Origin of the sequence: Ideonella livida (assembly GCF_010499455.1) — a bacterium.
Classification (GTDB): domain Bacteria; phylum Pseudomonadota; class Gammaproteobacteria; order Burkholderiales; family Burkholderiaceae_C; genus Ideonella; species Ideonella livida.
Genome location: NZ_JAAGOH010000023.1, coordinates 21777 through 45590 on the forward strand (window position 1 = coordinate 21777; position 23814 = coordinate 45590).

General features: G+C 71.1%; 23 protein-coding genes. 12 read left to right on the forward strand and 11 right to left on the reverse strand.

Translation table 11 applies throughout. From position 1 onward, the window contains the following. Window positions 1-131: 131 nt before the first annotated feature. From G3A44_RS16800 to G3A44_RS16825, 6 genes are all read left to right on the forward strand, one after another. Window positions 132-1007 carry a fumarylacetoacetate hydrolase family protein gene (locus tag G3A44_RS16800; protein ID WP_163458906.1) on the forward strand — a complete coding sequence of 292 codons (876 nt, stop codon included), beginning with the start codon at window positions 132-134 and terminating at the stop codon, window positions 1005-1007. Between the two features lie 75 nt (window positions 1008-1082). Further along, window positions 1083-1661, forward strand: a complete 579-nt coding sequence (locus tag G3A44_RS16805) for an amino acid synthesis family protein (protein ID WP_163458907.1) — start codon at window positions 1083-1085, stop codon at window positions 1659-1661. Window positions 1662-1679: 18 nt separating this feature from the next. Next, window positions 1680-2669: a zinc-binding dehydrogenase gene (locus tag G3A44_RS16810; RefSeq protein ID WP_163458908.1), complete on the forward strand. Its 990-nt coding sequence runs from the start codon at window positions 1680-1682 to the stop codon at window positions 2667-2669. Between the two features lie 56 nt (window positions 2670-2725). Next, window positions 2726-3283: a VOC family protein gene (locus G3A44_RS16815; protein WP_163458909.1), complete on the forward strand. Its 558-nt coding sequence runs from the start codon at window positions 2726-2728 to the stop codon at window positions 3281-3283. Window positions 3284-3414: 131 nt separating this feature from the next. Then, window positions 3415-4407: a Bug family tripartite tricarboxylate transporter substrate binding protein gene (locus G3A44_RS16820; RefSeq protein ID WP_163458910.1), complete on the forward strand. Its 993-nt coding sequence runs from the start codon at window positions 3415-3417 to the stop codon at window positions 4405-4407. Window positions 4408-4568: 161 nt separating this feature from the next. Then, window positions 4569-5045, forward strand: a complete 477-nt coding sequence (locus tag G3A44_RS16825) for an SRPBCC domain-containing protein (RefSeq protein ID WP_163458911.1) — start codon at window positions 4569-4571, stop codon at window positions 5043-5045. Here G3A44_RS16825 and G3A44_RS16830 read toward each other — a convergent pair. From G3A44_RS16830 to G3A44_RS16845, 4 genes are all read right to left on the reverse strand, one after another. Then, the gene (locus tag G3A44_RS16830) at window positions 5011-5373 is read right to left on the reverse strand and encodes a hypothetical protein (RefSeq protein ID WP_163458912.1); all 363 of its coding nucleotides are present in this window, start codon (window positions 5371-5373) and stop codon (window positions 5011-5013) included. The genes G3A44_RS16825 and G3A44_RS16830 overlap by 35 nt on opposite strands. A gap of 7 nt (window positions 5374-5380) precedes the next feature. Next, window positions 5381-6358, reverse strand: a complete 978-nt coding sequence (locus tag G3A44_RS16835; protein WP_163458913.1) for a Bug family tripartite tricarboxylate transporter substrate binding protein — start codon at window positions 6356-6358, stop codon at window positions 5381-5383. A gap of 97 nt (window positions 6359-6455) precedes the next feature. Then, on the reverse strand, window positions 6456-6830 hold the full coding sequence (locus G3A44_RS16840; RefSeq protein WP_163458914.1) for an AtuA-related protein: 375 nt from the start codon (window positions 6828-6830) through the stop codon (window positions 6456-6458). Next, the gene (locus G3A44_RS16845; RefSeq protein WP_163458915.1) at window positions 6827-8284 is read right to left on the reverse strand and encodes an acyclic terpene utilization AtuA family protein; all 1458 of its coding nucleotides are present in this window, start codon (window positions 8282-8284) and stop codon (window positions 6827-6829) included. The genes G3A44_RS16840 and G3A44_RS16845 overlap by 4 nt, the downstream gene beginning before the upstream one ends. A 64-nt stretch (window positions 8285-8348) precedes the next feature. Between G3A44_RS16845 and G3A44_RS16850 the strand changes: the two genes are divergently transcribed. Then, window positions 8349-9302 carry a LysR family transcriptional regulator gene (locus tag G3A44_RS16850; RefSeq protein WP_239061931.1) on the forward strand — a complete coding sequence of 318 codons (954 nt, stop codon included), beginning with the start codon at window positions 8349-8351 and terminating at the stop codon, window positions 9300-9302. 151 nt (window positions 9303-9453) lie between these two features. Then, window positions 9454-10026 (forward strand): hypothetical protein, encoded by a 573-nt coding sequence (locus G3A44_RS16855; protein WP_163458916.1) that lies wholly within the window; start codon window positions 9454-9456, stop codon window positions 10024-10026. Here the strand turns inward: G3A44_RS16855 and G3A44_RS16860 are convergent, their stop codons facing one another. The 6 genes from G3A44_RS16860 to G3A44_RS16885 form a co-directional block, all read right to left on the reverse strand. Beyond that, the gene (locus G3A44_RS16860) at window positions 10027-14142 is read right to left on the reverse strand and encodes a beta strand repeat-containing protein (protein WP_163458917.1); all 4116 of its coding nucleotides are present in this window, start codon (window positions 14140-14142) and stop codon (window positions 10027-10029) included. It lies immediately after the preceding gene. 155 nt (window positions 14143-14297) lie between these two features. After that, window positions 14298-15287, reverse strand: coding sequence for a Bug family tripartite tricarboxylate transporter substrate binding protein (locus G3A44_RS16865; RefSeq protein WP_163458918.1), 990 nt, complete (start codon window positions 15285-15287; stop codon window positions 14298-14300). A gap of 98 nt (window positions 15288-15385) precedes the next feature. Continuing rightward, the gene (gene maiA, locus G3A44_RS16870) at window positions 15386-16027 is read right to left on the reverse strand and encodes a maleylacetoacetate isomerase (protein ID WP_163458919.1); all 642 of its coding nucleotides are present in this window, start codon (window positions 16025-16027) and stop codon (window positions 15386-15388) included. A 96-nt stretch (window positions 16028-16123) separates the two neighbouring features. Then, window positions 16124-16834: a fumarylacetoacetate hydrolase family protein gene (locus tag G3A44_RS16875; protein WP_163458920.1), complete on the reverse strand. Its 711-nt coding sequence runs from the start codon at window positions 16832-16834 to the stop codon at window positions 16124-16126. A gap of 38 nt (window positions 16835-16872) precedes the next feature. Further along, entirely contained in the window at window positions 16873-17931 is a 1059-nt protein-coding gene (locus G3A44_RS16880; RefSeq protein ID WP_163458921.1) for a cupin domain-containing protein, read from the reverse strand. Between the two features lie 15 nt (window positions 17932-17946). Then, the gene (locus G3A44_RS16885; protein ID WP_163458922.1) at window positions 17947-19152 is read right to left on the reverse strand and encodes a 3-hydroxybenzoate 6-monooxygenase; all 1206 of its coding nucleotides are present in this window, start codon (window positions 19150-19152) and stop codon (window positions 17947-17949) included. Window positions 19153-19332: 180 nt separating this feature from the next. Between G3A44_RS16885 and G3A44_RS16890 the strand changes: the two genes are divergently transcribed. The 3 genes from G3A44_RS16890 to G3A44_RS16900 all read left to right on the forward strand — a co-directional run bounded on the left by G3A44_RS16890 (window position 19333) and on the right by G3A44_RS16900 (window position 21988). After that, complete coding sequence (locus G3A44_RS16890; RefSeq protein WP_163458947.1) at window positions 19333-19824, forward strand: MarR family winged helix-turn-helix transcriptional regulator; 492 nt, start codon at window positions 19333-19335, stop codon at window positions 19822-19824. A 246-nt stretch (window positions 19825-20070) separates the two neighbouring features. Continuing rightward, complete coding sequence (locus G3A44_RS16895) at window positions 20071-20709, forward strand: hypothetical protein (RefSeq protein ID WP_163458923.1); 639 nt, start codon at window positions 20071-20073, stop codon at window positions 20707-20709. A 127-nt stretch (window positions 20710-20836) separates the two neighbouring features. Next, window positions 20837-21988, forward strand: a complete 1152-nt coding sequence (locus G3A44_RS16900) for an acyltransferase family protein (RefSeq protein ID WP_163458924.1) — start codon at window positions 20837-20839, stop codon at window positions 21986-21988. A 22-nt stretch (window positions 21989-22010) separates the two neighbouring features. Here the strand turns inward: G3A44_RS16900 and G3A44_RS16905 are convergent, their stop codons facing one another. Further along, window positions 22011-22775, reverse strand: coding sequence for an ABC transporter substrate-binding protein (locus G3A44_RS16905; RefSeq protein WP_163458925.1), 765 nt, complete (start codon window positions 22773-22775; stop codon window positions 22011-22013). A 286-nt stretch (window positions 22776-23061) separates the two neighbouring features. Here G3A44_RS16905 and G3A44_RS16910 point away from each other — a divergent pair, with 286 nt between their 5' ends. Further along, window positions 23062-23766, forward strand: coding sequence for a sulfite exporter TauE/SafE family protein (locus G3A44_RS16910; RefSeq protein ID WP_163458926.1), 705 nt, complete (start codon window positions 23062-23064; stop codon window positions 23764-23766). Window positions 23767-23814 lie beyond the last annotated feature (48 nt).

Consider the following 23814-nt stretch of genomic DNA (forward strand, 5'->3'; position numbering starts at 1 on the left):
CGATTGTCGGCAGCCGGCATCGGCAAAGCAAGGGTTTGCGCCTATTCGACGTTTTATGCATAAAACATAGAGTCATGCACAAGTTGAGACGCAAGTTGCACCGAACCCAAGGCTTGAAAAGGAAGACCGAGATGAAGCTGCTGTCGTATCTGGACGCCCAAGGCTTGCCCACCTGGGGCGTGGTGCTGGGAGAAGGCGCCGAGGCCGGCGTGGCCTCGCTGGCCGCGCGCAGCGGCTGCGCCACGCTGGCCGAGTTTGTGGGCAGCCCGCAATACACCCAGCGGGCCGCCCTGGTGCAGGGCCTGTCGCCCGAGCTGCCGCTGGCCGGCCTGCGCTTTCTGCCAGTGATTCCGCAGCCCGAGAAGATCGTCTGCGCCGTGCGCAACTACATGGACCACCACCAGGAGGTGCTGGCCGCCGGCATGCAGCGCGAGCTGTCGGACTTTCCGCCCATCTTCCTGCGGGTGTGGCGCTCGCAGACGGCGCATGGCGCGCCCATCGTCTGCCCCCAGGTCTCGGCCAGCCTGGACTGGGAGGGTGAGCTGGCCGTGGTCATTGGCCAGGGTGGCCGCCACATTGCCGAGGCCGAGGCCTGGAACCACGTGGCCGGCTACAGCATCTACAACGACGGCAGCGTGCGCGAGTGGCAGTTCCACGCCAAGCAGATCGCCTCGGGCAAGAACTTCGAGTCCACCGGCGGCTTTGGCCCCTGGATGGTGACGGCCGATGAGATCGCCCCGGGCCGTGAACTGCGCCTGCAGACGCGCCTGAACGGCGAGGTGCTGCAGGACAGCCACACCGGCCACATGATCTTCTCCATCCCCCGGCTGATTGCCTACGCCTCCACCATCTTCACCCTGGTGCCCGGGGACGTGATCGCCACTGGCACCCCGGCCGGCGTGGGCTGGTCGCGCAAGCCGCAGCGCTTCATGCAGCCCGGTGATGTGTGCGAGGTGGAGATCGAGGGCATTGGCACCCTGGTCAACCCCATCGTGGCGCAGGGCTGAACGCCCGCATCCTGTGGCCTGTCACCGCGGCCCGTCGCCCGTCTTCCTTGCCCTCTTTTCCGCCCCGGAGCCCCCATGTCCCTCATCCAGGTCCGCAAGCGCAGCCTCACCGTGGAAACCGTGTTCCATGAGGGCGGCCCGCCCGTGGACAAGCCGCTCAAGATCGCCGCCGCCTGCGCCGTCATCCGCAATCCCTACGCCGGCCGCTATGAGGAGAACCTGCTGCCCTTCATGGCCGAGCTGCGCCACCTGGGCACCACCCTGGCCACCGAGCTGGTGGAGACCCTGGGCCGGGACCAGGTGGAGACCTACAGCAAGGCCGCCATCGTGGGCGTGAACGGCGAGCTGGAGCACGGCGCCGTGTGGCATGAGGCCGGAGGCTGGGCCATGCGCGAGGTGCTAGGCCAGCCCAAGGCCATCGTGCCGGCGGCCAAGTGTGTGGCTGCCACCGGCTACCGGCTCATCGTGCCGCTGCACTACATCCATGCGGCCTATGTGCGCAGTCACTTCAACAGCTTCGAGGTGGGCATCCAAGACGCCCCCCGGCCCGACGAGATCCTCTTTGCCCTGGTCATGGGTACTGGCGGCCGGGTGCATGCCCGCCTGGGCGGGCTGACGCGCGAGCAGGTCAGCGTGCACGACGGCCAGCGCTGAACACCCAGGAGCCTGACCATGCAAGTTGTGCGCGTGCACCAGCCCGGCGGCCCGGAGGCCTTGCAGCTGGAGGACCTGCCCTGGCCCGAGCCTGGCCCGGGCGAGGTACGGGTGAAGGCCACGGTGCTGGGCGTGGGCCGGCCCGATGTGCTGATCCGCCGCGGCACCTACAAATGGATGCCGCCGCTGCCGGCCGTGCCCGGCGCCGAGATGGTGGGCGTGGTGGACACCCTGGGCCCTGGCGTGGCCGCCGCCTGGCTGGGCCGGCGCGTGCTGGTGAGCGCCCGCGAGCTGAGCCAACGGGGCGGCGGCTACGCCCAGGCCTGGTGCGTGCCGGCCGAGGCGTTGTTCGAGCTGCCCGACGCGGTGGACGACGGCGCCGCCGCCTGCCTGCCCAATCTGCAGCTGGCCCTGGCCCTGCTGCGCTGCGCCGGCGGTGTCATCCCACGCAGCGTGCTGGTGCCCGGTGTGTGCGGCGGCGTGGGCTCGGCCCTGGCCCAGGTGGCGCTGGCCCAGGGCGTGCGCGTCATCGGCACCGCCCGGGGCACGGCCAAGCAGGCCCTGGCACGCCAGCTGGGCGTGACCGAACTGGCGGCCGCCGACGCCGCCACCCTGGCGGCTGAGGTGATGACCCTGACCGACGGCCAGGGCGTGGACGCCTGCTTTGACCACCTGGGTGGTGACTGGTTGCTGGCTGGCCTGCACGCGCTGGCGCCTTTTGGCACCCTGGTGTCCTACAACCTCACGCTGGGCGCCCCCCCACGCGACACCCTGCTGGAGATGCGCACCCTGCTGGGCCGCAGCCTGGGCCTGCGCACCTTCTCCATGCACACCTATGACCACCGCCCCGCCGAGCGCCGCGCCCTGATGGCCGAGGCCATCGCCCTGGTGGCCGCCGGCCGCATCCGCCTGCCCGAGGTGATGCGCCTGCCCCTGGCCCAGGTGCGCCAGGCCCACACCCTGCTGGAGGCGGGCGAGGTGCCCGGCAAGCTGGTGCTGGTGCCCTGAGCCGCCCCAGGTTCTTCCCGCTTCGATCCGCCCTTCAGCCGTTCAAGGATCCCCTCATGTCCGACTCTGGTTCCGCCTCCTACGCCCCGCGCCTGTGCCACATGGGCCTGGCCTGCTTTGACATCGAACGCATGATCGGCTTCTACACGGCGGTGTTCCGTCTGCAGCTCACCGACCGGGGCGTGGGCCACACCTTCCCGTACCCGCTGGCTTTCCTGAGCGCCCGGCCGGACCAGCACCACCAGCTGGCGCTGGCGCAGAACCGTCCCGAAGGCGCGGTGAGCACCGTGATGCAGGTCTCCTTCAAGGTGGACACCTTGGCCGACCTGCGCGAGGCGCGCCGCCGCGCCCTGGCCCATGGCGCCACCGGCATGCGCGGCCTCAACCACGCCAACGCCATCTCCATCTACTGCAAAGACCCCGAGGACAACACCCTGGAGGTCTATGTGGACACGCCCTGGTACGTGACCCAGCCCCACGGCGACCCGCTGGACCTGGACCAGCCCGACGCCGCCATCTGGGCCGAGACCGAGCGCATCGCCAAGGCTGACCCCACCTTCATGCCGCTGGCCGAGTGGTCTGCGCGCTTTGAGGGGCGCCAGCGCACGGCTTGACGCCGCGCCCGCCGGCCCCATCCCGCCTTCCCCGGCTGAACGCATCGCCCTCCGGTGGCCGCCTGAAACGGCCCCCGGTCAGGCCGCGCCATGCCCGCTTCACTTCAAGACCACCAGACCGGAGACACCCCATGCAACGTCGAACCCTGCTGGCTGGCGCGGGCGCCAGCGTGCTCTCCCCGCTCAGCCTGGCGCTGAGCGGCCTGCCGGGCGCCGCCCGGGCCGCCGCCTGGCCCGAGCGGCCCATCCGCGTCGTCCAGGGCTTTGCGCCCGGCGGCAACGCCGACACCATCGCCCGCCTCGTCAGTGGTGAGATGGCGCGCGGCCTGGGCCAAACCTTGGTGGTGGAGGCGGTGGCGGGGGCCGGTGGCACCCTGGCCTCGGCCGCCGTGGCCCGTGCCCCGGCCGATGGCTACACCCTGCTGCTGGCCACCGGCGGCCATGCCGTCACCGGCGCGCTGTACGACAAGCTGGCCTACCAGCCGGTGGCCAGTTTCCAGATGGTCTCCACCATCACCTACTTCCCCTTCTTGCTGCTGGCCGGTCCTGACGCCCGCTGGCGCCACCTGACTGACATGCTGGCGGCCGCCCGCGCCAAACCCGAGAGCGTGGCCTACGGCAGCGCCGGTGTGGGCTCCACCCACCACCTGGCCGGTGAATTGCTGGCCCGTCTGGCCGGCGTCAAGCTCATGCACGTGCCGTACAAGGGCGATGCCGCTGCGCTCACCGCCCTGCTGGGCGGTGAGGTGCCCTTCATCGTGGTGCCGGTCACGGCGGCGCTGCCCCACCTCAAAACCGGCAAGGTGCGCGCCCTGGCCGTCACCGGCGCACAGCGCTGGGCCGGCATGCCGGAGCTGCCCACCGTGGCCGAGCAGGGCGTGCCCGGCTATGACGTGCGCTCTTGGGCCGGCTGGATGCTGCCCGCCGGCACGCCCGCGCCCATCGTCGAGCGCCTGCAGCAAGAAACCCAGCGCGCCCTGCAGCAGCCCACGGTGCGTGAACGCCTGGAGGCCATGGGCGGCGAGGTGCGCGCCAGCACCCCCCAGGAGATGACCGCCCTGGTGGGGGCCGAGGTGCAGAAGTGGACCCAGTTGGTGGCCGAGGCGCGCATCAGCCGCTTGTGAGCCCCCCCAACCGGCCGCCCTTTGGTCGTCAGGCCCCCCGAGGGGGTCAAGAACACTTGGGGCGGCCCTGCGTTTTCTTGTGCGCAGCAGGTCTTGCGTGCCAGCCCACCCCTTGGCTGACCGTAAAGTTCCGGGCCTCACCCTCAGCCTGGAGCCTGTCGATGGACTCAGACCGCACCCTCAGCACCCAGCGCACGCTGCCCTTTAGCCCCCAGGCCCTCTACGGTGCCTTTGCCGACCCGGCGCTGCTGGCCCGCTGGTGGGGCCCGGCCGGCTTCACCAACACCTTTGAGACCTTCGACTTCCGCGAAGGCGGCCGTTGGGTCTTCACCATGCACAGCCCCCACGGCCAGGACTACGCCAACCAGAGCCTGTTCACCCGCCTGGTGCCGGGCGAGGTGGTGGTGATCCGCCACGACTGCGCGCCCTTCTTCACCCTCACCGTGAGCCTCTCACCCGTGCCCGGCGGCACCCAGCTGCGCTGGGACCAGGCCTTTGACGACGCCGCCACCGCGCAGGCGGTGAAGGCCATCGTGGGCCGCGCGAATGAGGAGAACCTGGATCGGTTGACGGCGGTGCTGGCGGGGGCGGCGCCTGAGCCCCTCAAGGCCTGTCCAACGGACAGTTCGCCGCCTTGAACACCAGCGGGGCGGCGGGGCCGGGCATGGGCGGCAGGCGGTCCTGGGGGCGTTGGCGCTCAAAGGTGGCGGTGCAGCTGGCGCCCCAGTGCACGCGGGCCTCGCGCACGTCCAGGCGGGTGAGTTGGGCGGCCACCCAGGGGCGCTCTCGCACCCACTGCAACAGGGCCTCGGCGTCCTTGATGTTTTGCACGTCGGGCGGCAGCGCGGCTGGCGCCAGGCCCGGCGCCAGCAGCAGGGCTGCGGTGGCCAGGGCGCCGGTCAAAGGCGACAGGTGCCAGCGGGTGGCGCGCTGCGGGGTGGGTGACGATGCGGTGCGTGGCGTCATGCCGGCCTCACTCCTGCTCAATGCCCGCCGCGCGGATGATGCGGCCCCATTTGTCGGTTTCAGCGGCCTGGAAGCGGGCCAGCTCGGCCGGGGTGCTGTGCCAGGCGTCGTTGCCGGTGCCTTCAAAGAAGGCGCGGCCGCCGGCGCTCTTTTGGGCGGCGCCAAAGAGTTCGTTCAGGCGGTTGACCACCGGGGCGGGGGCGCCGGCCGGCAGGTAGGCGGCGAACCAGTAGCTCATGTCGTAACCCTTCACGCCGGCTTCTTCCAGCGTGGGCAGCTCGGGCAGCAGGGCGTTGCGTTTGGTGGCCGAGAAGCCCAGGGCGCGCAGCTTGCCGGCCTTGATGTGCGGCAGGCCGGTGGCGGTGTCGGTGATCATCAGGTCGATCTGGCCGCCCAGCAGGTCGGTCAGGGCGTTGGGGTTGCTCTTGTAGGGCACATGCAGGATGTCCACATGGGCCAGGTCCTTGAACATCTCACCGGCCACGCGGCTGGAGGCGCTGCCGCTGCCAAAACTCAGCTTGCCGGGGTTTTTGCGGGCAAAGGCCACCAACTCGGCCACGCTCTTGTAGGGCGCGCTGGCTTGCACCACCAGCACCTGCCCGCCTTTGCCCAGGCCGCTGACGGGGCTGAAGTCCTTGACCGGGTCATAGCCCAGCTTGCGGTAGAGGTGGGGGTTGGCGGCTTGGGTGGTGTTGGTGGCAATCAGCACGGTGTAGCCGTCGGCCGGGGCGCGGGCCACGGCCTGGGCGGCCAGCATGCCGGCGGCGCCGGCCTTGTTCTCCACCACCACGGCCTGGCCGGTTTGCTCGGTGATGGACTGGCCCAGGGCGCGGGCCAGCTGGTCGGTGGCGCTGCCGGCGGCAAAGGGCACCACAAAGGTGATGGGCTTGGCGGGGTAGGCTTGGGCCCAGCCGGTGGCGGCCGTGGCGGCCAGGGCGGCGCCGGTGGCCAGGGTGAGCAGGTGGCGGCGGGTGGGGAAGGTCATCGTTGTCTCCGTGGGTCTGGTTCGGGGGGTCTACCCCGTGGGGGGATGCAGCTTAACGGCAGGGCCAGGGGCGAGGCGGTGGCGGCGGCTCACGCCTTCAGCCCCGCAGGCGCCGCGCCCAGTCGGCCGGCACCTGCACTGGCAGGTCCAACAGGTGGTACGAGAGGCACTTGCCGTGGGTGTCGAGGTTGAGTGAGTCGTTGACGCCGCCGTCCAGCGCGGCGTCGAGCACAAAGTTCATGGCCTGCAGGCGGGGCAGCACAAAACGCTGCACGCGCTGGGGCTGGCGGTGGCGGAACTGGGCGGCCACGGCCTCAGGCGTCACCTGGGCCAACAGCAGGGGCCAGAAATCAGGCTCCCAGGCGATGACGCTGATGTTGCTGCGGTCGCCCTTGTCGCCGGTGCGGCCGTGGGCCAGACGGTGCAGGGGCACGGAGAGGCTGTCGCCGGGCGGGGTGGGGCGGTGGTTCATGCGGCCTCTGGCAGGATGAAACGGTGGGTGGCGGGCACGGCGGCACGCGGCACCGTGCAGGACAGGGTGCCCAGGCGCGGGCGCAGGGCGGTGCGCACACCGCCGCCGCCGGCCGGGCCGCAGGTGTAGAGGGCGGTGACTTCACGCAGCAGCCGCTCCGCTTGGGTCCGCAGCGGGTGGGCCAGGGCCAGACGCAGGCGCACGTCGGTGGCATGGGCGAAGCCGTCGGTTTGCGTGGGGTCGCCCTCGTCGCGCCACCAGCGGCCGGTGTCATCGGCAAAGACGCTGGCCACGCCGATCAGGTCGGCGCGCAGGGTCACGAGGCCTTGGGCCAGGCCAGGCACATCGGCCAGGCGCTGGCGCACCACGTCGGCGGCCAGGCGGGCGCGGGCGGCGGCGCGCACGCCGGCGTAGGAGATTTCGCCCTCGGCCAGCCAGCCGGTTTCATGGAACAGGTTGGCCTTGAGGGTGGTGGGGCGCGGGTGGCCGCGCACGCCCGAGAGGCGCACCCGGTCCGGGCCTTCGGCCGTCACCTCGGCCTCGCTTAAATCGGCCACCACATCGGGGGTGAGGTAGGCGGCGGGGTCGTGCACCTCGTAGAGCAGTTGTTCGCGCACGGTGTGGGTGTCGATCACGCCGCCGGTGCCGGCGGGTTTGGTGATGACACAGTGGCCGTCGGCGTCGATCTCGGCAATGGGGTAGCCCAGTGTGGCCAGGCCGGGCACATCTTTCACGCCGGGGTCGGCGTAGTAGCCGCCGCTGACCTGGGCGCCGCATTCCAGCAGGTGGCCGGCCATGGTGGCGCGGGCCAGGCGGTCCCAGTCGTCAACGGCCCAGCCAAAGTGGGCCAGGCAGGGGCCCACGGTGAGCGAGGGGTCGGCCACGCGGCCGCACACCACCACCTCGGCGCCTTCCCGCAGGGCGGCGGCAATGGCCTCGGCCCCCAAGTAGGCGTTGGCTGAAACCACCTGGGCCTCGCCGGCGGCGGCCTGCCACAGCGGGCGCTGGGCCGGGTTCATCAGGTCGTCCCCCTCCACCACGGCGATGCGGGGCGGGCGCAGGCCCAGCGCACGCGCCAGGGCGTGAATGCGCCGGGCGGCGCCGGCCGGGTGGGCCGCGCCAAAGTTGCTGACGATGGTGATGCCGGCCGCCTGGCAGGGCCCCAGGACTGGGCGTAGCAGCTCGTCGAGCAGGGGCTCGTAGCCGGCTTCGGGCTGTTGGCGGCGGGCCAGCTGCGCCAGGGCCAGGGTGCGCTCGGCCAGGGTTTCAAAGATCAGGCAGGCCGGGCCACCGGCGGCGGCCAGCGCCTGCACCAGGGGCAGGGCGGCGTCGGTGCGGTCGCCGGAGAAGCCGGCGGCGCAGGCCACGCGCAGCACGGCGGTTGGCGGCGCGGCCGGGGAAGCCGACGTGGAGGCAGCGGGCGGCGATACGGCAGGCGGTGGGGTGGCAGACATGCGGCGCACTCTAGGCGGGGGCTGCTAATCTGTGAAATAGAAAATTCAGCGCAACTCATCTGCCATGCCAATGAATCCACTGTCCTCATCCCTGGCTGGCGGGCAGCTGTCGCTGCGGCAGTTGCGGGCCTTTCTGGCCCTGGCCCAGGCGCGGCACTTCACGCGAGCGGCGGCGGCTTGCCATTTGTCGCAGCCGGCCTTCTCGGCCCTGATCCAGCAGCTGGAGGCGGAGGTGGGCGCGCGCCTGTTTGACCGCACCACCCGCAGCGTGGAGCTGACGCCCGAGGGCCAGGCTTTTGCCGCCGGGGCGCAACGCATCGTGGACGAGGCCGAGGCCACGCTGGCGCTGATGCGCGAGCGGGCCCAGGGTGCGCGCGGCCGGGTGGCGCTGGCGCTGCTGCCTTCGCTGGCGGCGGGCTGGCTGCCACCGGTGCTGGCGGCGTTCCAGGCCCGCTGGCCGGGGATTGAGGTGCAGGTGGCCGATGTGCTGTCAGAACCCTGCCTGGACCGGGTGCGCCAGGGCCTGGCCGACTTTGCGCTGGCCGCCAGCCCGGCCACCCGCCGAGAAGACATGCCCGAGCTGGTGGCTGAACCCTTCTGTGCCGACGACTTTCACCTGGTCTGCCCCGTGGGCCACCCGCTGGCCGACCCCGCCCTGCCGGCGGCGCAGCTCACGCCGCAGGGGGTGGCGGCCTGGCCCTTTGTGCACCTGGCGCGCACCTCCAGCGTGCGGCCCTGCATTGAGGCGGCCATTCACCCGCAGGCGCTGCGCCCGGTGCTGGAGGTGGAGCAGCTGGCCACGGTGGCCGGGCTGGTCAAGGCGGGGCTGGGGGTGAGCATCGTGCCGGCGCTGACGCTCTACCAGTTTCAGGATGCCGCACTGGCCACCCGGCCGCTGGCCTGGCCGGGCCTGAGCCGCCAGATCTATCGGGTGCGGCGGCGTGAACGCAGCCTCTCGACCGCGGCGCAGGCCCTGTACGACTGGGTGCTGGCGCATGCCCCCGGCGCTTCTCCCTAGTTTGTGGACCGGACGGTGGGACTGCGCTGAGCCTTGACGGCGGCCAAACCGGCGTAGTCAGACAGCGCCCGGCTCGATGTGGCCGCCGCCGCGACGGCCCCCGCCGGGGGCCGGCGGCGCCGGTCGGCCTGGCCGAGACCTGGAGATGACCATGAACCTGACGACAAGCCCCTGCGCACGGACCGCCCACCGCCCGACCCGGCGTCTGTTTCGCGCTTCCTTGGCCGTGTGGGCCTGCGCTGCCTTGCTCAGCGCCTGCGGCGGCGGTGGGGATGACGAGGAGGCCCCCCCGGCCGGTGGCGGCTCGGGCAGCCTGACCCTGTCGTCGGCCACGCCGTCCAGCCACAACACCACGCTCAACCTGGGCGCGGCGGGCACGGCGGGCAACCTGGCCCGGGCGGCCGATGGCTTCAGCGCCCAACCCTACTGCGAGTTGTTCTGGGAGAACGTGCCCGGCGCCAACGGCAGCACTTATGCGGTGCAGGTGTACTTCCGCCCGTCGGACCAGGCGGTGCTGCATGCCTCGGTGATCGGCAGCACCGGCTACACGGTGTTCGACAACGCCAGCGGCAGCCCGATTTCGGGTATCACGGTGAGCACCAGCGGCCGTACCCTGAGCTTCACCGCCAAGGTGCTGAGCGGCAGTGGTGACGGCGCCACTGGCACCGTCAACGGCAGCGTGGGCTTTGCCGCCAACACCGCCAACCCGGCTTGCGGCGCCTGATCAGGTCACGAAGATGTCGCCGGCGGTGAGGGTGGGCGCACCGGTGAGGGTGGCGATGAGCTGGGCGGCACCGGCGCCGTTGCCATCGGCGTCGTACCAGAGCTGCCCGGTGCTGGTGTTGTAGACCACGTAGTCGTTGGCGTCTGCCGCCGCGCCGCTGGCGTTGGCCGCCCACTGGCCGCTGGCCAGCGCGCCGGTGGTGGTGAGCTTGGTGAACACGGCGTTCTCGAGCTGGAGGTCGTCGGCGCTGCTGAAGTCGGTGATGCGGTCGGCGTGGGCGCTGCCGGCGGTGGTCTCAAAGCGGAACAGGTCGTTGCCGGCGCCGCCGGTCAGGGTGTCGGCGCCCAGCCCGCCCGTCAGCACATTGCGTGCGGCGTTGCCCACCAGGGTGTCGGCCAGGTCGGAGCCGCGGGCCATGTTCACGCCGATGAGGGTGTCGGTGCCGCCCAGGCCGTCGCTGGCGGTGCCGGTGGCCAGGTTCACGGTCACGGCGGCCAGGCTGCTGGCATAGTCTGCGCGCACCATGCCGCCGTTGGCGTTGAGGGTGTCGTTGCCCTCCACGCCTTCGAAGGTCTCAAAGAAGCCGTCGGTGGCCCAGGTGTTGCGTCCGCTGCCGGTGAGGCTGTCGTTGTAGAGGGAGCCGCGGATGGCTTCGATGCGGATCAGGGTGTCGGTGCCGCCAAAGCCGTCGGCCACGGTGCCGCCCATCACGCCACCGAGGTAGCTGAGCGTGGCGGTGATGGCCCCGGCGTCCTGGTTGTAGTCCGCGCGGTCGTAGCCGGCGCCGCCGTCCAGGGTGTCGTTCCCGCCATAGCCGCGGAACATCTCGAAGCCGTCCAGCAGGCCGCTGCCATTGGCGCTGGCGCCGCCGGTGAGCACGTCATTGAAGTTGGAGCCGAAGGCGCCTTCGATGTTCAGCAGCGTGTCGGTGCCGCCGTCGCCATCGCTGGCGGTGCCGGTGGCCAGGTTGACGTTCACCGCGCTGGCCGCAGCGCGGTACATCACAAAATCCTTCCCACCGGCGCCGTCGAGGGTGTCGTTGCCGGCGCGGCCCTCGAACAGCTCGTTCCACGCGCTGGCATTGCTGCCGGTGAGCTGGTCGCCGTAGCTCGAACCGCGTACCTGGTTGATGTTGAGGAGGGTGTCGTCGCCATCGGCACCGGTGGCGGTGCCGGTGGCCAGGTTCACCTGTACGGCCCCGCCGGCGTTTTGGTAGCTGGCGCGGTTGGTGCCGGTCTGGCCGTAGCGGTCGGTGATGGCGCCGCCGTCCAGGGTGTCGTCTCCCAGGCCACCCTCGAACATCTCAAACTGCAGCGCGGCGCTGCCGGTGATGTCGTCATCGAAGGCGGAGCCCGCCACCAAATTGATGTTGCGCAGGGTGTCGGTGCCGCCCACGCCGTCGCTGGCGGTGCCGGTGCCCACACTGCCGTCGCCGGCGATGCCGGAGAGGTCCACTGCCACGCTGGCGGTGGCATTGCGGTAGCTGGCCCAGTTGCCGTCGGAGAAGGCCAAGCGGTCGGCGATAAGGCCGCCGTCCAGCGAGTCATCGCCAGCGCCGCCTTCCAGCCAGTCGCTGCCGGCGCCACCGTTCAGGGTGTCGTCGCCCAGCGCGCCCACCAGGGTGTTGGCCAAGGCGTTGCCGCTCAGTGCCTGGCCGGTGCTGCCGGCCACGCGGCCCACTTCCACCTGCTCGGCCAGGGTGAGGTCGGCCAGGTGGCTGAACACCGTGTCGGTGCCCTCGCCGGCCAGCTCCACCACCTGGTCGCCGGCGTCGTGCACGCGGTAGGTGTCGTTGCCCTTGCCGCCGGTCAGGGTGTCGTCGCCCAGTTGGCCGTCCAGGGTGTTGTTCCAGTCGTTGCCCAGCATCACGTCGGCATGGTTGGAGCCGCGGATGGAGCCGATGGCGATGAGGGTGTCGGTCGTGCCAAAGCCGTCTTGCACCGTGCCGGTGACCAGGTTCACCGTGATGCCGGCGGTGCTGCTGAGGTAGTCGGCCCGCACGCTGCCGCCGTTGCCATGGAGGGTGTCGTTGCCCTCCAGGCCTTCCAGGCTTTCATAGTAGCTGTCCACGGCGTAGGTGCTGCGGCCGCTGCCGGTGATCTGGTCGGCAAAGGCCGAGCCGCGGATGGCCTCGATGCTGTAGAGCGAGTCGGTGCCGCCCAGGCCGTCCTGCACGGTGCCGGCGATGCTGTCGCTGCCGCTGAGCTGGGCGACGATGCCGGTGGCGCTGTTGGTGTAGTCGGCCCGGTCATAGCCGGTGCCGCCGTCGATGGTGTCGTGGCCGGCGCCGCCGCGGAAGAACTCAAAGCCGTCGGTGGTGCCGGCGCCGTTGGCGGCGGCGCCCCCCACGAGCAGGTCGCCGTAGGCCGAGCCCCAGATGCCTTCGATGTTCAGCAGGATGTCGGTGCCGCCTTGGCCATCCTGGGCGGTGCCGGTGGCCAGGTTGACCTGCACGGCGACGGTGGCGGCCTCGTAGCGCACGAAGTCCTTGCCCCCGGCACCGTCGAGGGTGTCGTGGCCCGCACGGCCCTCAAAGGACTCGGTCCAGGCGGTGGCGTCAGAGCCCACCAGCAGGTCGCCAAAGCCGGAGCCGCGCACCTGGTTGATGTTGACCAGCACGTCGTTGCCGTCGGCGCCGGTGGCCGTGCCCTCGGCCAGGTCCACCTGCACCGCACCCGTCGCGTTCTGGTAGCTGGCGCGGTTGCTGTTGCCGATGGCGTACAGGTCGGTGATGGCGCCGCCGTCCAGGGTGTCGTTGCCGGTGCCGCCCTCGAACTGCTCGAAGATGCGGGCGGTGCTGCCGATCAGCAGGTCATCCAGGCTGGAGCCGACGATGAAGGGCACATTGACCACCCGGTCGGTGCCGCCCAGCCCGTCGGCCACCGTGCCGTAGCCGGTGGCGCCAGTCCCGGTGATGCCCGACAGGTTCAGCACGATGCCGGCGGTGGAGTCTCGATAACTCAGGACGTTGCCGTCGGTGTAGTTGAGGCGGTCGGTGATCGCGCCGCCGTCCAGGCTGTCGTTGCCGGCGCCGCCCACCAGGGTGTCCTGGCCCGATTCACCGCGCAGGGTGTCATGGCCCGCGTCCCCGCGCAGCAGGTCATTGCCACCGCCCGCCAGTATGGAATCGTTGCCGGCCTCGCCGCTGAGCACGTTGGCCCCCGTGCTGCCCCGTAGCGTGTCATTGAAGGCGGATCCGCCCAAGTTCTCCAGGTTGAGCAAGGTGTCGCTGCCAGAGCCGCCGGTGGCTTGTGCACTGCTGAGGGCCAGGCTGACATTGACCGCTGCCGTGGCGTGGCGGTAGGAAACCGTGTCGGTGCCCCCCGCACCGTCCAACACATTGGCGCCGGCGCCGGCGTACAGCACATTGGCCAAGCCGTTGCCCGTCAGGTTGGCGGCACCCGCACTGAGCAGGCGGCCATCCTCCAGGTTGCGGCCCAGGGTGTAGGCGGCCAAGGTGGTCTGCACCAGGTCCACGCCGCCAATGGCGCTGTTGCTCTGGGTCTCCACGACCACATCGTCTTCTGAATCGACCACATAGGTGTCATGGCCGTTGCGTCCCGTCATCACATCGGCACCCAGGCCGCCGTCGATGACATTGGCACCACTGGAGCCGGTGAGCACGTCGTCAAAAGCGCTGCCCGTGACGTTCTCGATGTTGCGCAGGGTGTCCACGCCCGCGCCTTCGGTGTCTTGCGCGGTGCTGGTGCCCAGGTTGACGACCACGGCGGCGGCGGCGTATTGGTAGGAGGCGGTGTCGTTGCCACCGGCGCCGTCCAGCACGTTGTGGCCGGCGTTGGAGAACAGCACGTTGTCCAGGCCGTTGCCGGTGGCGTTGAGGTGCCCGGTGCCGGTCAGCCGCAGGTTCTCCAGAAAGGCGCCGAGGGTCAGGCTGATGCTGCTCATCACCAGGTCGATGCCGCCGCTGGCACTGGTCTCGCTGACCACGTCGCCGGCGTTGTCCACCTTGTAGGTGTCGTTGCCGTCGCCCCCCACCAGCGTGTCGGCGCCGGCGCCGCCGTCCAGGGTGTCATGACCCGCCAGGCCGTTGAGGAGGTCGTTGCCCGTGCCGCCCAGCAAGCTGTCGTTGCCGGTGGTGCCGTTGAAGGTGGTCATGGTGGTGGACGGGCGCCGGGGGGGACGGTCGCCTGGACTGCGGTGGAATGGCCCCGCAGTTCGTCCTTTCCCCCCTCGGGTTGAGGGGGCAAGCGCCCGGGGCCGCGGCCGGTGTGCATTGCGTCACACCGGCCGGGCGACCGGGCCGGGTCCGCTCACTCCAGGCTGATGCTCTTGCGCTTGACCAGCTCGGCGTAGACCTTGGCCTTGGCGGCGGCCTGCTTCTCGATCTCGGCCGGGCTCCAGGGCAGGGTCTCAAAGGCGAAGGTGTTGAAGCGGGCCTGGATGTCGGGCTCGGCCACCGCCTTGGCCACATCGGCGTGGATCTTGTCGCGCACCGCGGCCGGCAGGCCGCGCGGGGCCACCAGCACCACGAAGGAGTTGATTTCCAGCGGCGGGCCGCCGGCCTCGGCCAGGGTGGGCACGTCGGGCAGTTGGGCGATGCGCCTGGGGGCGGCCACGGCGAGGTAGCGCAGCTTGCCGGCCTTGTAGGCGCCCTGGCTGCTGGGGATGCTGCCGAAGGCCCAGTGCAGGTCGCCCGCGCCCACCGAGCCATAGAGCTGGCCCACGTCGCGGTAGGGGATGTGCTGCATGTCCAGGCCGGCGCGCAGTTCCAACTCCTCACCGCCCAGGTGGCCGGGGCTGCCCACGCCCCAGGAGCCAAAGCTGATGCTGCCGGGCTTGGCCTTGCCGGCGGCGATCAGGTCGCCCACGGTCTTCCAGGGAGAGTCGGCGGCCACGGCCAGCATGAAGGGCGTGCGAAAGAGGATGCCGGTGGGCTCAAAGGCCTTGAGGGTCTCGAAGTTGCGTGACTTGTAGAGCAGGGGCAGGGCGGCCAGGTGCTCGCTGTCGAGCTGCAGCAGGGTGTAGCCGTCGGCCGGGGCGCGCTTGGCCGCGTCGATGGCCAGGAAGCCGCCGCCGCCGGGCTTGTTGTCCACCAGCACGCGCTGGTTCCAGAGCTTGCCCAGCTTCTCGCCCACCAGGCGCAGCACGGCGTCCGGGCCGCTGCCGGGGGCGAAGGGCGTGACCAGGGTGACGGGCTTGCTGGGCCAGGGCTCCTGGGCGTGGGCCAGGGGCAATGCCAGGCCCAACAGGGCGGCGGCCAGGGTGCCGAGGGTGTGGCGGCGGACGGTGGAGGGATTCACGGGTGTCTCCTGTGGCGGATCCGGGGATGAAAGGAAGGCCGGGTCTTGGCGCCCGGTGGGTTGAAGGGCAAGGACAGGGGCCGGCGCGGGCCAAGTCGTCAGCCCGCGTCGGGTTGGCGCGCGGGCGCGGCGGCCTGGAAGGCGGGCAGGGCGGCGCAGGCCGCGTCCACCGCGCTGATCAGTGGCCAGCGGCTGAGGTCCACACCAAAGCGGCGGGCGCTCTCCACCTGCGGCACCAGGTAGACATCGGCCAGCGTGGGGGTGTGGCCCCAGCAGAAGGCGCCGCGTGCGGTGTCGGCGGCCAGCAGGGCCTCCAGCGCGTCAAAGCCGGCGCCGATCCAGGTGCCGCACCAGGCGTTGATGGCGGTGGTGTCGCAGCCAAACTGCTGGCGCAGTGTCTCCAGGATGCGGCGGTTGTTGACAGGGTGGATGTCGCAGCCGATGAGGGCGGCCAGCGCCCGCACCCGGGCGCGGGCCAGCGGTTCGGTGGGCAGCAGTGCGGGCGTGGGGTGGCGCTCTTCCAGCCACTCGATGATGGCGGGCGACTGGATCAGCACCTCGCCCGAATCCAGCTCCAGCGCGGGCACCAGGCCCTGCGGGTTCAGCGCCTTGAAGCCGGGCCGCAGGTGGGCCTCGGTGCGCAGGTCCACCGCCACGTACTCGGGCGTCAGGCCCTTGAGGGCCAGGGCAATGCGCAGGCGGTGCGAGGTGCCGCTGCGAAAGAAGTTGTAGAGCCGCATGTCAGCCCCTCGACCAACGGGTCCGTTGGCCGATCCCCCGAGGGGATGTGGACCGGCTTGGGAGCGGCCCGGCGCTCGGCCCAGATGTGCCCCGCCTCATTGCCCCGCCCCAATCGTCAGCGTCACCTCGCCCACGCCGGCCACATGGCCGGTGATGTGGTCGCCCGGCACCACGGCGCCCACGCCTTCGGGGGTGCCGGTGTAGATGAGGTCGCCGGGCTGCAGGTGGTAGAACAGGCTCAGGTCGGCCAGGATCTCGCGGATGTTCCAGATCAGCTTGTCCACGTCCGACTGCTGCTTGACCTGGCCGTTCACGCTCAGGGCGATCTCGCCGCGCTCGATCACCACGCCGGGCAGGGGCAGCACCTCGCTGCAGACCGAGCCGTTTTCAATGTCCTTGCCCAGGTCCCAGGGACGGCCTTTGTCGCGGGCCACCAGTTGCAGGTCGCGGCGGGTCATGTCCAGGCCGCAGGCGTAGCCGTAGATGTGCTCGTGGGCGGCCTCGGGCGGGATGCGGAAGCCCGCCTTGCCGATCACCAGCACCAGCTCCATTTCGAAGTGGTAGTTGCCGGTCTCGGGCGGGTAGGGCACGGTGGCGCCGCTGGGCACCAGGGTGCCGGGCGACTTGGTGAAGTAGAAGGGGCGCTCGACCGACTTGTCCACCGGGCGGCCCATCTCCACCGCATGGGCGTGGTAGTTGCGGCCCACACAGAAGATGCGGTTGACGGGCACGCGCTGGGTGCTGCCGCGCACGGGCAGGCTGGCGATGGCGGGCGGGGGGAAGAGGTAGCTGGAGGTCGTGCTCATGATGGGCTCGGTTCGGTTCGGGAGGGGTGGGTTGGGGGTCAGCCGCGTTCTTCGTACACGCCCAGCTTGCGATGCAGCGGGCTCTCGTCGGCGATGAAGACGAAGCTCGGCGCGTCGGCGCGGGCATTGGTGAGCGTGACCGCGGTGTAGCCGGGGGCGCAGCAGGTGTCGGCCTCGGCCAAGTCAAAGCGCGCAGGGGCGCCGGCCGGGCCGGATGCCTCCACCGCCACCGCGGCGGCGCCTTCAATCACATGGAAGACCTGGGCCGGCGAGCGGGCGGGCAGGCGCAGCGTTTGGCCCGGGCGCAGCATCAGGGCGTAGAAGCCCAGGATGTTCTCGGCGTCGGCGCCGGTCTCGGGGTTGACGTAGGTGATCTGCACCGCGTCCAGGTCGGGGCGGTCCTCGGCCAGGGCTTGCAGAGCGGCCTTGGCCTCGGCCCAGGGGTAGCGCAGCATGGGGTAGGCCTTGCCGCTGCGGCCAAACACCGGCGTGGGCGCCAGGCCGCCCCGAGCGTAGGCCCGGTCGCCACGGCCCGGGTGCTGCACCTGGCGCTGGCCCTCGATGGCGTAGCTGGCCTCCAGAAAGTACACCAGCGGCAGGTCCAGCACATCCAGCCACACCACCGGCCCGGTGCCGTCGTGGCCGTGCTCGTGCCACAGGCCGGTGGGGGTGAGGATCAGGTCGCCCCGGGCCATGGGGCATTTCTCGCCGTCCACGGTGGTCCAGGCGCCTTCACCCTCCACCACCATGCGCACCGCATTGGGGGTGTGGCGGTGGCTGGGCGCCCATTCGCCCGGCAGCAGCAGCTGCATACCCAGGTACATGGCGGCGCTGGCCTTCATGGCCTCCAGGCCGTGACCCGGGTTGGCCAGCACCAGCACGCGGCGTTCGGCCTTTTCCATGGGGGTCAGGTCCCCGGCGCGCATCAGCAGCGGGCGCAGGGCCTCATACGACCAGTGCGTGGGCTGGGTGCGGCGGGTGGGCACGCCCGGCGGCAGCACGGCACGCAGGCTGGGCCACAGGGGCACCAGGTTCTGCGCGGTCAGGCTGTCCAGGTAGTCGGCGGGCAGGTCTTCAAGGCGGCCAAGTTCATGCATGGTGGGCTTTCGGGGTCAAAGGGCCAAACAGTTGCTGACGTTCCAGCCATAGAGCCATTCCATGGCGTCGTAAAAGCGCTCAGGGGTGCGGCCCTTCCACAGGCTGTTGCGCACCAGGCGCTCCACCCCTTCGGCGTGGTAGAGGCGGCCCATCTCGCGGCCGCTGAGCACGATGCGGGCGGTGCGCGCCACGCGGCTGGTTTGGTAGAGCGGCAGGGCCTGGTCCCAGTCGTTGCCATGCACGCGCAGGGCTTCGCCCAGGGTGACGGCGTCCTCCAGGGCCATGCAGGCGCCTTGGGCCATGTACTGGGTGGTGGGGTGGGCGGCATCGCCCAGCAAGGTGGCGCGGCCAAACACCCAGGTGCCGATGGGCTCGCGGTCGGCCGTGGCCCAGCGCCTCCAGCTTTTGGGCAGCTCAATCAGTTGCCGAGCCTTGGGGCAGATGCCCTGGAAGTAGCTTTCCACCTCGGCCTTGCTGCCATCGGTCACGCCCCACTCCTCCTGCTGGCGGCTGTGGAAGGTGACGACCACGTTGTATTGCTCGCCGCCGCGCAGCGGGTAATGCACCAGGTGGCACTTCGGCCCCACCCAAATGCTGGCGGCGTTCCACTTCAGCTCGTCGGGAAAGTCGGCCTGGTCCACCACGGCGCGGTACACCACATGGCCAGTCACACGCGGCGGGTCGTTCACATACTGCTGGCGCACCACCGAGCGCACGCCGTCGGCACCGATCAGCGCCTGGCCGGTGAAGGTGCGGCCATCGGCGCAGTGCACGGTCACGGTGCCCTGGCCCTGCTCAACGTGGCTGACCCGGGTGGAGGTGTGAAAGCGCACGCGGCCGGTCTCCTGCGCGCCCTCCAGCAGCGAGGTGTGCACATCCACCCGGTGGATCACCGCATACGGGTTGCCAAAGCGCTGGCGGAAGGCCTCGCCGGTGGGGATGCGACCCACCTGGTACTCGTCGATCGCGTCGTGCATGACCATGTAGTCGGTGTAGACGGCGCGGCTGCGGGCCTTGGGGCCGATGCCCAGGGCGTCAAAGGCATGGAAGGCGTTGGGCCCGAGCTGGATGCCGGCGCCGATCTCGCCGATCTCGGCGGCCTGCTCCAGCACCACCACCTCAAAGCCTTGGCGCACCAGGGCCAGGGCGGCGGCCAGGCCGCCGATGCCGCCGCCGGCGACCAGCACCGGCAGGTTGGAGGGGGAGCTTGCTGCGTTCATGGCGTGTTCCTGAGGTCGCAGGCGCCGGGGGGACGGCGCCGGAGGTCGAGGGGGAGGGGCGAGGGTGGTGTTCTGTAAGCATGCATATCATCAGCATGCTGACGATTAGTGTAATGATAGGATCCGCCGCGTTGCACCGGGGGTTATCCCGGATCAAGCTTGAAGTCCGCCGTGTCTGCCATGCCCTGCCCGCCGTCCCCTGCCGCCGGCCTTCCCGCCGAAGACCTCGCCACCGACGCGCAGGCCCACCCGCTCAACGTGTTGCCCGGGCATGCCATACGCCGCCTGCAGCAGCAGGCTGTGGCCCTGTTCATGCAGGAGACCGAGGGGCACAACCTCACGCCGGTGCAGTTCGCCGCCCTGCGCATGGTGGCCGACCGGCCGGGCCTGGATCAGCGGGGCCTGGCGCGCGAGATCAGCTTTGACACCTCCACCACGGCCGGCGTGGTCGACCGCCTGGAGGCCCGCGGCCTGATGCAACGCAATGCCAGCCCCTCGGACCGCCGGGTGCGCCTGCTCACCCTGACCGCCGAAGGGGCCGCGCTGCTGGCCGCCGTCATGCCCGCCATGGAGCGGGCCCAGTGGCGCATCCTGGAGCCGCTGGCGCCGGCCGAGCGCCAGCAGTTCATGGCCCTGCTGCACAAGCTGGTCGACGCCGGGCCGCAGGCCTGAGAAATTGAAACAAGAATCCTTTGATGTTTCCTCAGGCGGTCAATCGTAAGATTTTTCCCTAGCCTGTGGGGGCCTGGATTTTTGACGCCCACGGGGTGGCGGCATAACCTGACGCCTGTTTTCTGTGTGCTCGTTCAAAGGGCACTTGAAAACAGGAATCAGAAATCCGTCAACCCGCCCGGAAAAGGGTTTTTTGAGGATTTTCTGCGTCCTCCTGAAAACCCTTGATATTCCGTGAGGCTGACCATGACGCTCCCCAAGATCCTTGTCTCCAAAACCCTGCTGGCCGTGGCGCTGGCCTTGCCCTGCGCCGCCATGGCTGGCGGCGGCAACATCGGCCGCAAGGCGCCGGTCGCCCCCTCGGCGGTGCCCGCGGGCGACCTGGTGGTCACCGGCCAGCAGGTGGTTTCTGAGGACGACAACTGCTCCAAGGTGGTGATCCGCGTGACCGGCCAGGTCACGGGCGTCAACGACGACGGTGGCGGCATGGACAACGTCACCTTCGAGCTCTGGGACGACGGCCAGCTCAAGGATTCCGTGGAGATTCAGGTGCCGGTGGGCCAGACCCAGCGGGTGGACGTGACCATGGCCTTTGCTGGGCGATACCTCACCGGCGCCGCCGGTGTGGGGGTTTATGCCGGTGAAATCGGCCTGAATGCCGACCCTTTCATCCCGACCGATGTGGCCGGCACCTGTGAAACCCTGCCCATTTCCGGCAAGGTGGTCAACCTCAAAAGCCGCGGCCTGAGCGTGGTGTGCACCAACCGCTCCACCGGCCAGCGCGTGACCCTCAACGACCAGGCCGCCTTCAACTGCTCCACCGCCGGCTTGGTGGCCTCTCCGGGCGACAAGGTGCAGATCACGATCTCCGGCCGGGCCAAGTAAGCCCCGGTTCGCGCCGCCGCCCGGGCTCTCCGGGCCCGTGCCGCACCCCTGGGGGACAGCGCCTGGGGCGGTCAGGTCGGATAATCGAGGGTTTCCCCTCGGGCCGGCCTGGCCCCGTGTCCCGTCCATGCGTCCGTCACGTTCCCCGCACGTCTGCTGGCCCGATCTGGCCCGCGTGCTCGCCTCCCAGCTCATCGTCTGGCACCACCTCCTCTTTTTCGGGCCGCTCATGGTCGCGGTGCGGCCGCTGGCCCCTGACCTGGTGGGCTGGCTGGCGGACGACGCCCGCCAGGTGGTGCAGGTCTTCCTGGTGCTGGGGGGCTACCTCGCGGCGGTGCGCCTGCTGCCCGCGGCTGGCGCCCAGGCGGGCGGGCCGCCGGCCTCGCCCACGGTGCCGTGGCGGCAGTGGCTGACCCGTGCCAAGGCCCGTTTCCTGCGCTTGGCTGTGCCGCTGTGGCCTGCCCTGCTGCTGGCGCTGGCCACGGCCTGGCTGGCGCGGTGGTGCATGGCCGATGCCGACACCCCGGCCGCCCCCGACCTGCGCGGCCTGCTGGCCAACTTCACCCTCACCCAGGACCTGCTGGCCGAGCCGGCGCTCACCGCCGGCCTGTGGTACCTGGCCATCGACCTGCAGCTCTACCTTGGCCTGGCCTTGCTGGCGGCGTTGCTGGCCCATGCGCCCGCCGCATGGCGCCGGCCGCTGGCGCTGGCGGCGGTGGCGGCATGCGGCGCCGGCGCCCTGTGGGTCTGGAACCTGGATCCGCACGGTGACATCTGGGCCCCTTACTTTGCCGGCTCCTATGCCCTGGGGGTGTTGGCCTGGTGGATCCGCGGCCTGGCGCCGCGGTCGGCCCGGCTGCTGGCCACCCTGGTGGTGGCGGCGGTGGTGCTGCTGGCGCTGGAACATGCCTGGCGCAGCCGGCTGGTGGTGGCCGGTCTCACCGCCCTGGTGCTGGCCTGGGGCCGCGACCTGTGGCTGCCGCGGGCGGGCCTGGCCACCGCCCTGCAGGGCCTGGCCCGCATCTCCTACGGCCTGTTCCTGCTGCACTATCCCTTGAGCCTGCTGGTCAACAGCCTGTGGTGGTGGCTGCTGGGCCCTGAGGGGCTGGAGCGGCCCCTGCTGGCCCTGAGCGCGCTGCTGCTGACCTGGGCCTTGTCCCTGGCCGGCGGCGCTGCGCTCACCCGGTGGGTGGAACGTGGCGCGCCACTGCCCCTGGGGGCTCGGCTGCTGCCCGCCACGCCGCGCCGGCGGCGCACCGAGCTGGCGTCAGCCGGCTGACGCCAGGCCCGCGGCCGTCCGCTCAGTCCATGGCTGGTCGGCGCCCTTGCGCGCCGGCCACCCCGGCCCCCTGCACGCCGTGGCGGGCCAGGGCCGCCTGCACCGCGCCGTTGCGCTTGGCGGTTTCCACAAAGTCCTGCAGCAGGCCGGCGGCGGCCAGGCCCCGGCTGCGCGGCAGGCCCATGGCCTGTTGGATGGTCATGAAGGCCCCGGGCAGCAGCCGCAGGCCGGGGTGGCGCTGCATGTCGGCCTCCAGCTGCTGGCGCACGCCGGCGGCCACCTCCTGGCCCTGCGCCACAAAGTCGTCCACCACCGCCTGGGAGCTGGCAGCCCGCTCCAGCGTGGCGGCCTGCAGCGCCCGGGTGAGGAACAGGTCATAGGCGCTGCCCTTGCCCACCACCACACGGTGGCCGGCCCGGTCCACCTCGGCGTTGTCCTGCAGCGGGGAGTCCTGCCGCACCAGGTAGGCGCCCTCAATCAGCACATAGGGGGCGGTGAACCACAGGCCCTCGCCGCGGGCGGGATCGATGGCGAAAAAGCCGATGTCGCAGGCCTCGGTGCGCACCGCCTCCACCGACTTGGCGGCCACCTCGAAGGCGGTGAGTGCCAGCGGCACGCCCAAACGCTCGGCCAGTGCCCCGGCCAGGTCCACGGACACACCGCCCAGCTCGCCGGTGGCGGCGTCGCGGTGGGCCAGCAGCGGGTTGCCCAGGTTGATGGCGGCGCGCAGGGTACCCGTGGGGGCAAAGGCGTGGATCAGCTCGGGGGCCAGGGTCAGGCGGCTCATGCAGGGGTCTCCAGAGAGGGGGCGGACGAGGGTCCGGTGAAACGGGGCGGCCGATTGTGGCGGTGGCGCTTGTCGCCAGGCTGTCGGCTGGCTTGACCTCTCGCATGCCGGTGCAGGTTCCGCCCACTAGACTGGCGGGCCGGTGACGATGCGTCATCTTCTGCCTGCCCCTGCCCACCTGCGTCATGCCCGTTGCCTTGTTTTTGCCCCCGGATCCCTGCTCGGGCGCCGTGTCCCGCCGGCGTGCCCCTGCCGGCACCGTGGCCGTGCGTCCTGCGGTGATGCCATGAGCGAGACGCTGATCCTCTCGGCCTTTCTGCTGGGCCTGGCCGGCATGCCCCACTGTGCGGCCATGTGCGGCGCTGCCTGCACCGCGTTGACCGCCTCGCCCGGGGCACGTCAGCAAGGCCAGGCGCTGGTCGCCTTCCACCTGGCCCGCATGGCCAGCTACGCCACGGTGGGGGCGGTGCTGGCGTGGGCCACCAGCGCCATGCCGGCTCTGCAGTCGGCCGCCCCCATGCTGCGGCCCTTCTGGGTCATGCTGCACATGGCCGTGATGGTGCTGGCCGGCTGGCTGCTGGTGACTGGCCGCATGCCGCTGTGGATGGGCCGGCTCGGCCTGCGCCCCGCCCGCGACCTGGCCCGGACGGCCGGCGAGGCGGTGGTGCAGATCGTGCCGCGCGCGCCCTGGCGCCGGGCGTTGGCCGGCGGTGCCCTGTGGGCGGGCTGGCCTTGCGGCCTGCTGCAGACCGCCTTGCTGACCGCCGCGTTGTCCGCCACGCCACTGGGTGGCGGGCTGGCCATGGCGGCCTTTGCCCTGGCCTCTGCGCCGGCGCTGTGGCTGTGGCCCTGGCTGTGGCGGCGTCTGGGCGCGCAGGCCTCGGTCGAGGTCAACCGCTGGGCGGTGCGCGTGGCCGGGCTGGGCCTGGCCGTGGGCTCGGGCTTTGCCCTGTGGCACGGCCTGTGGGGCGAGAACGGCCTGTTCTGCTGAGCCCCCGGCGCACGGCTGCGGCAGATCACACGCCCGACTCCCGGGCGT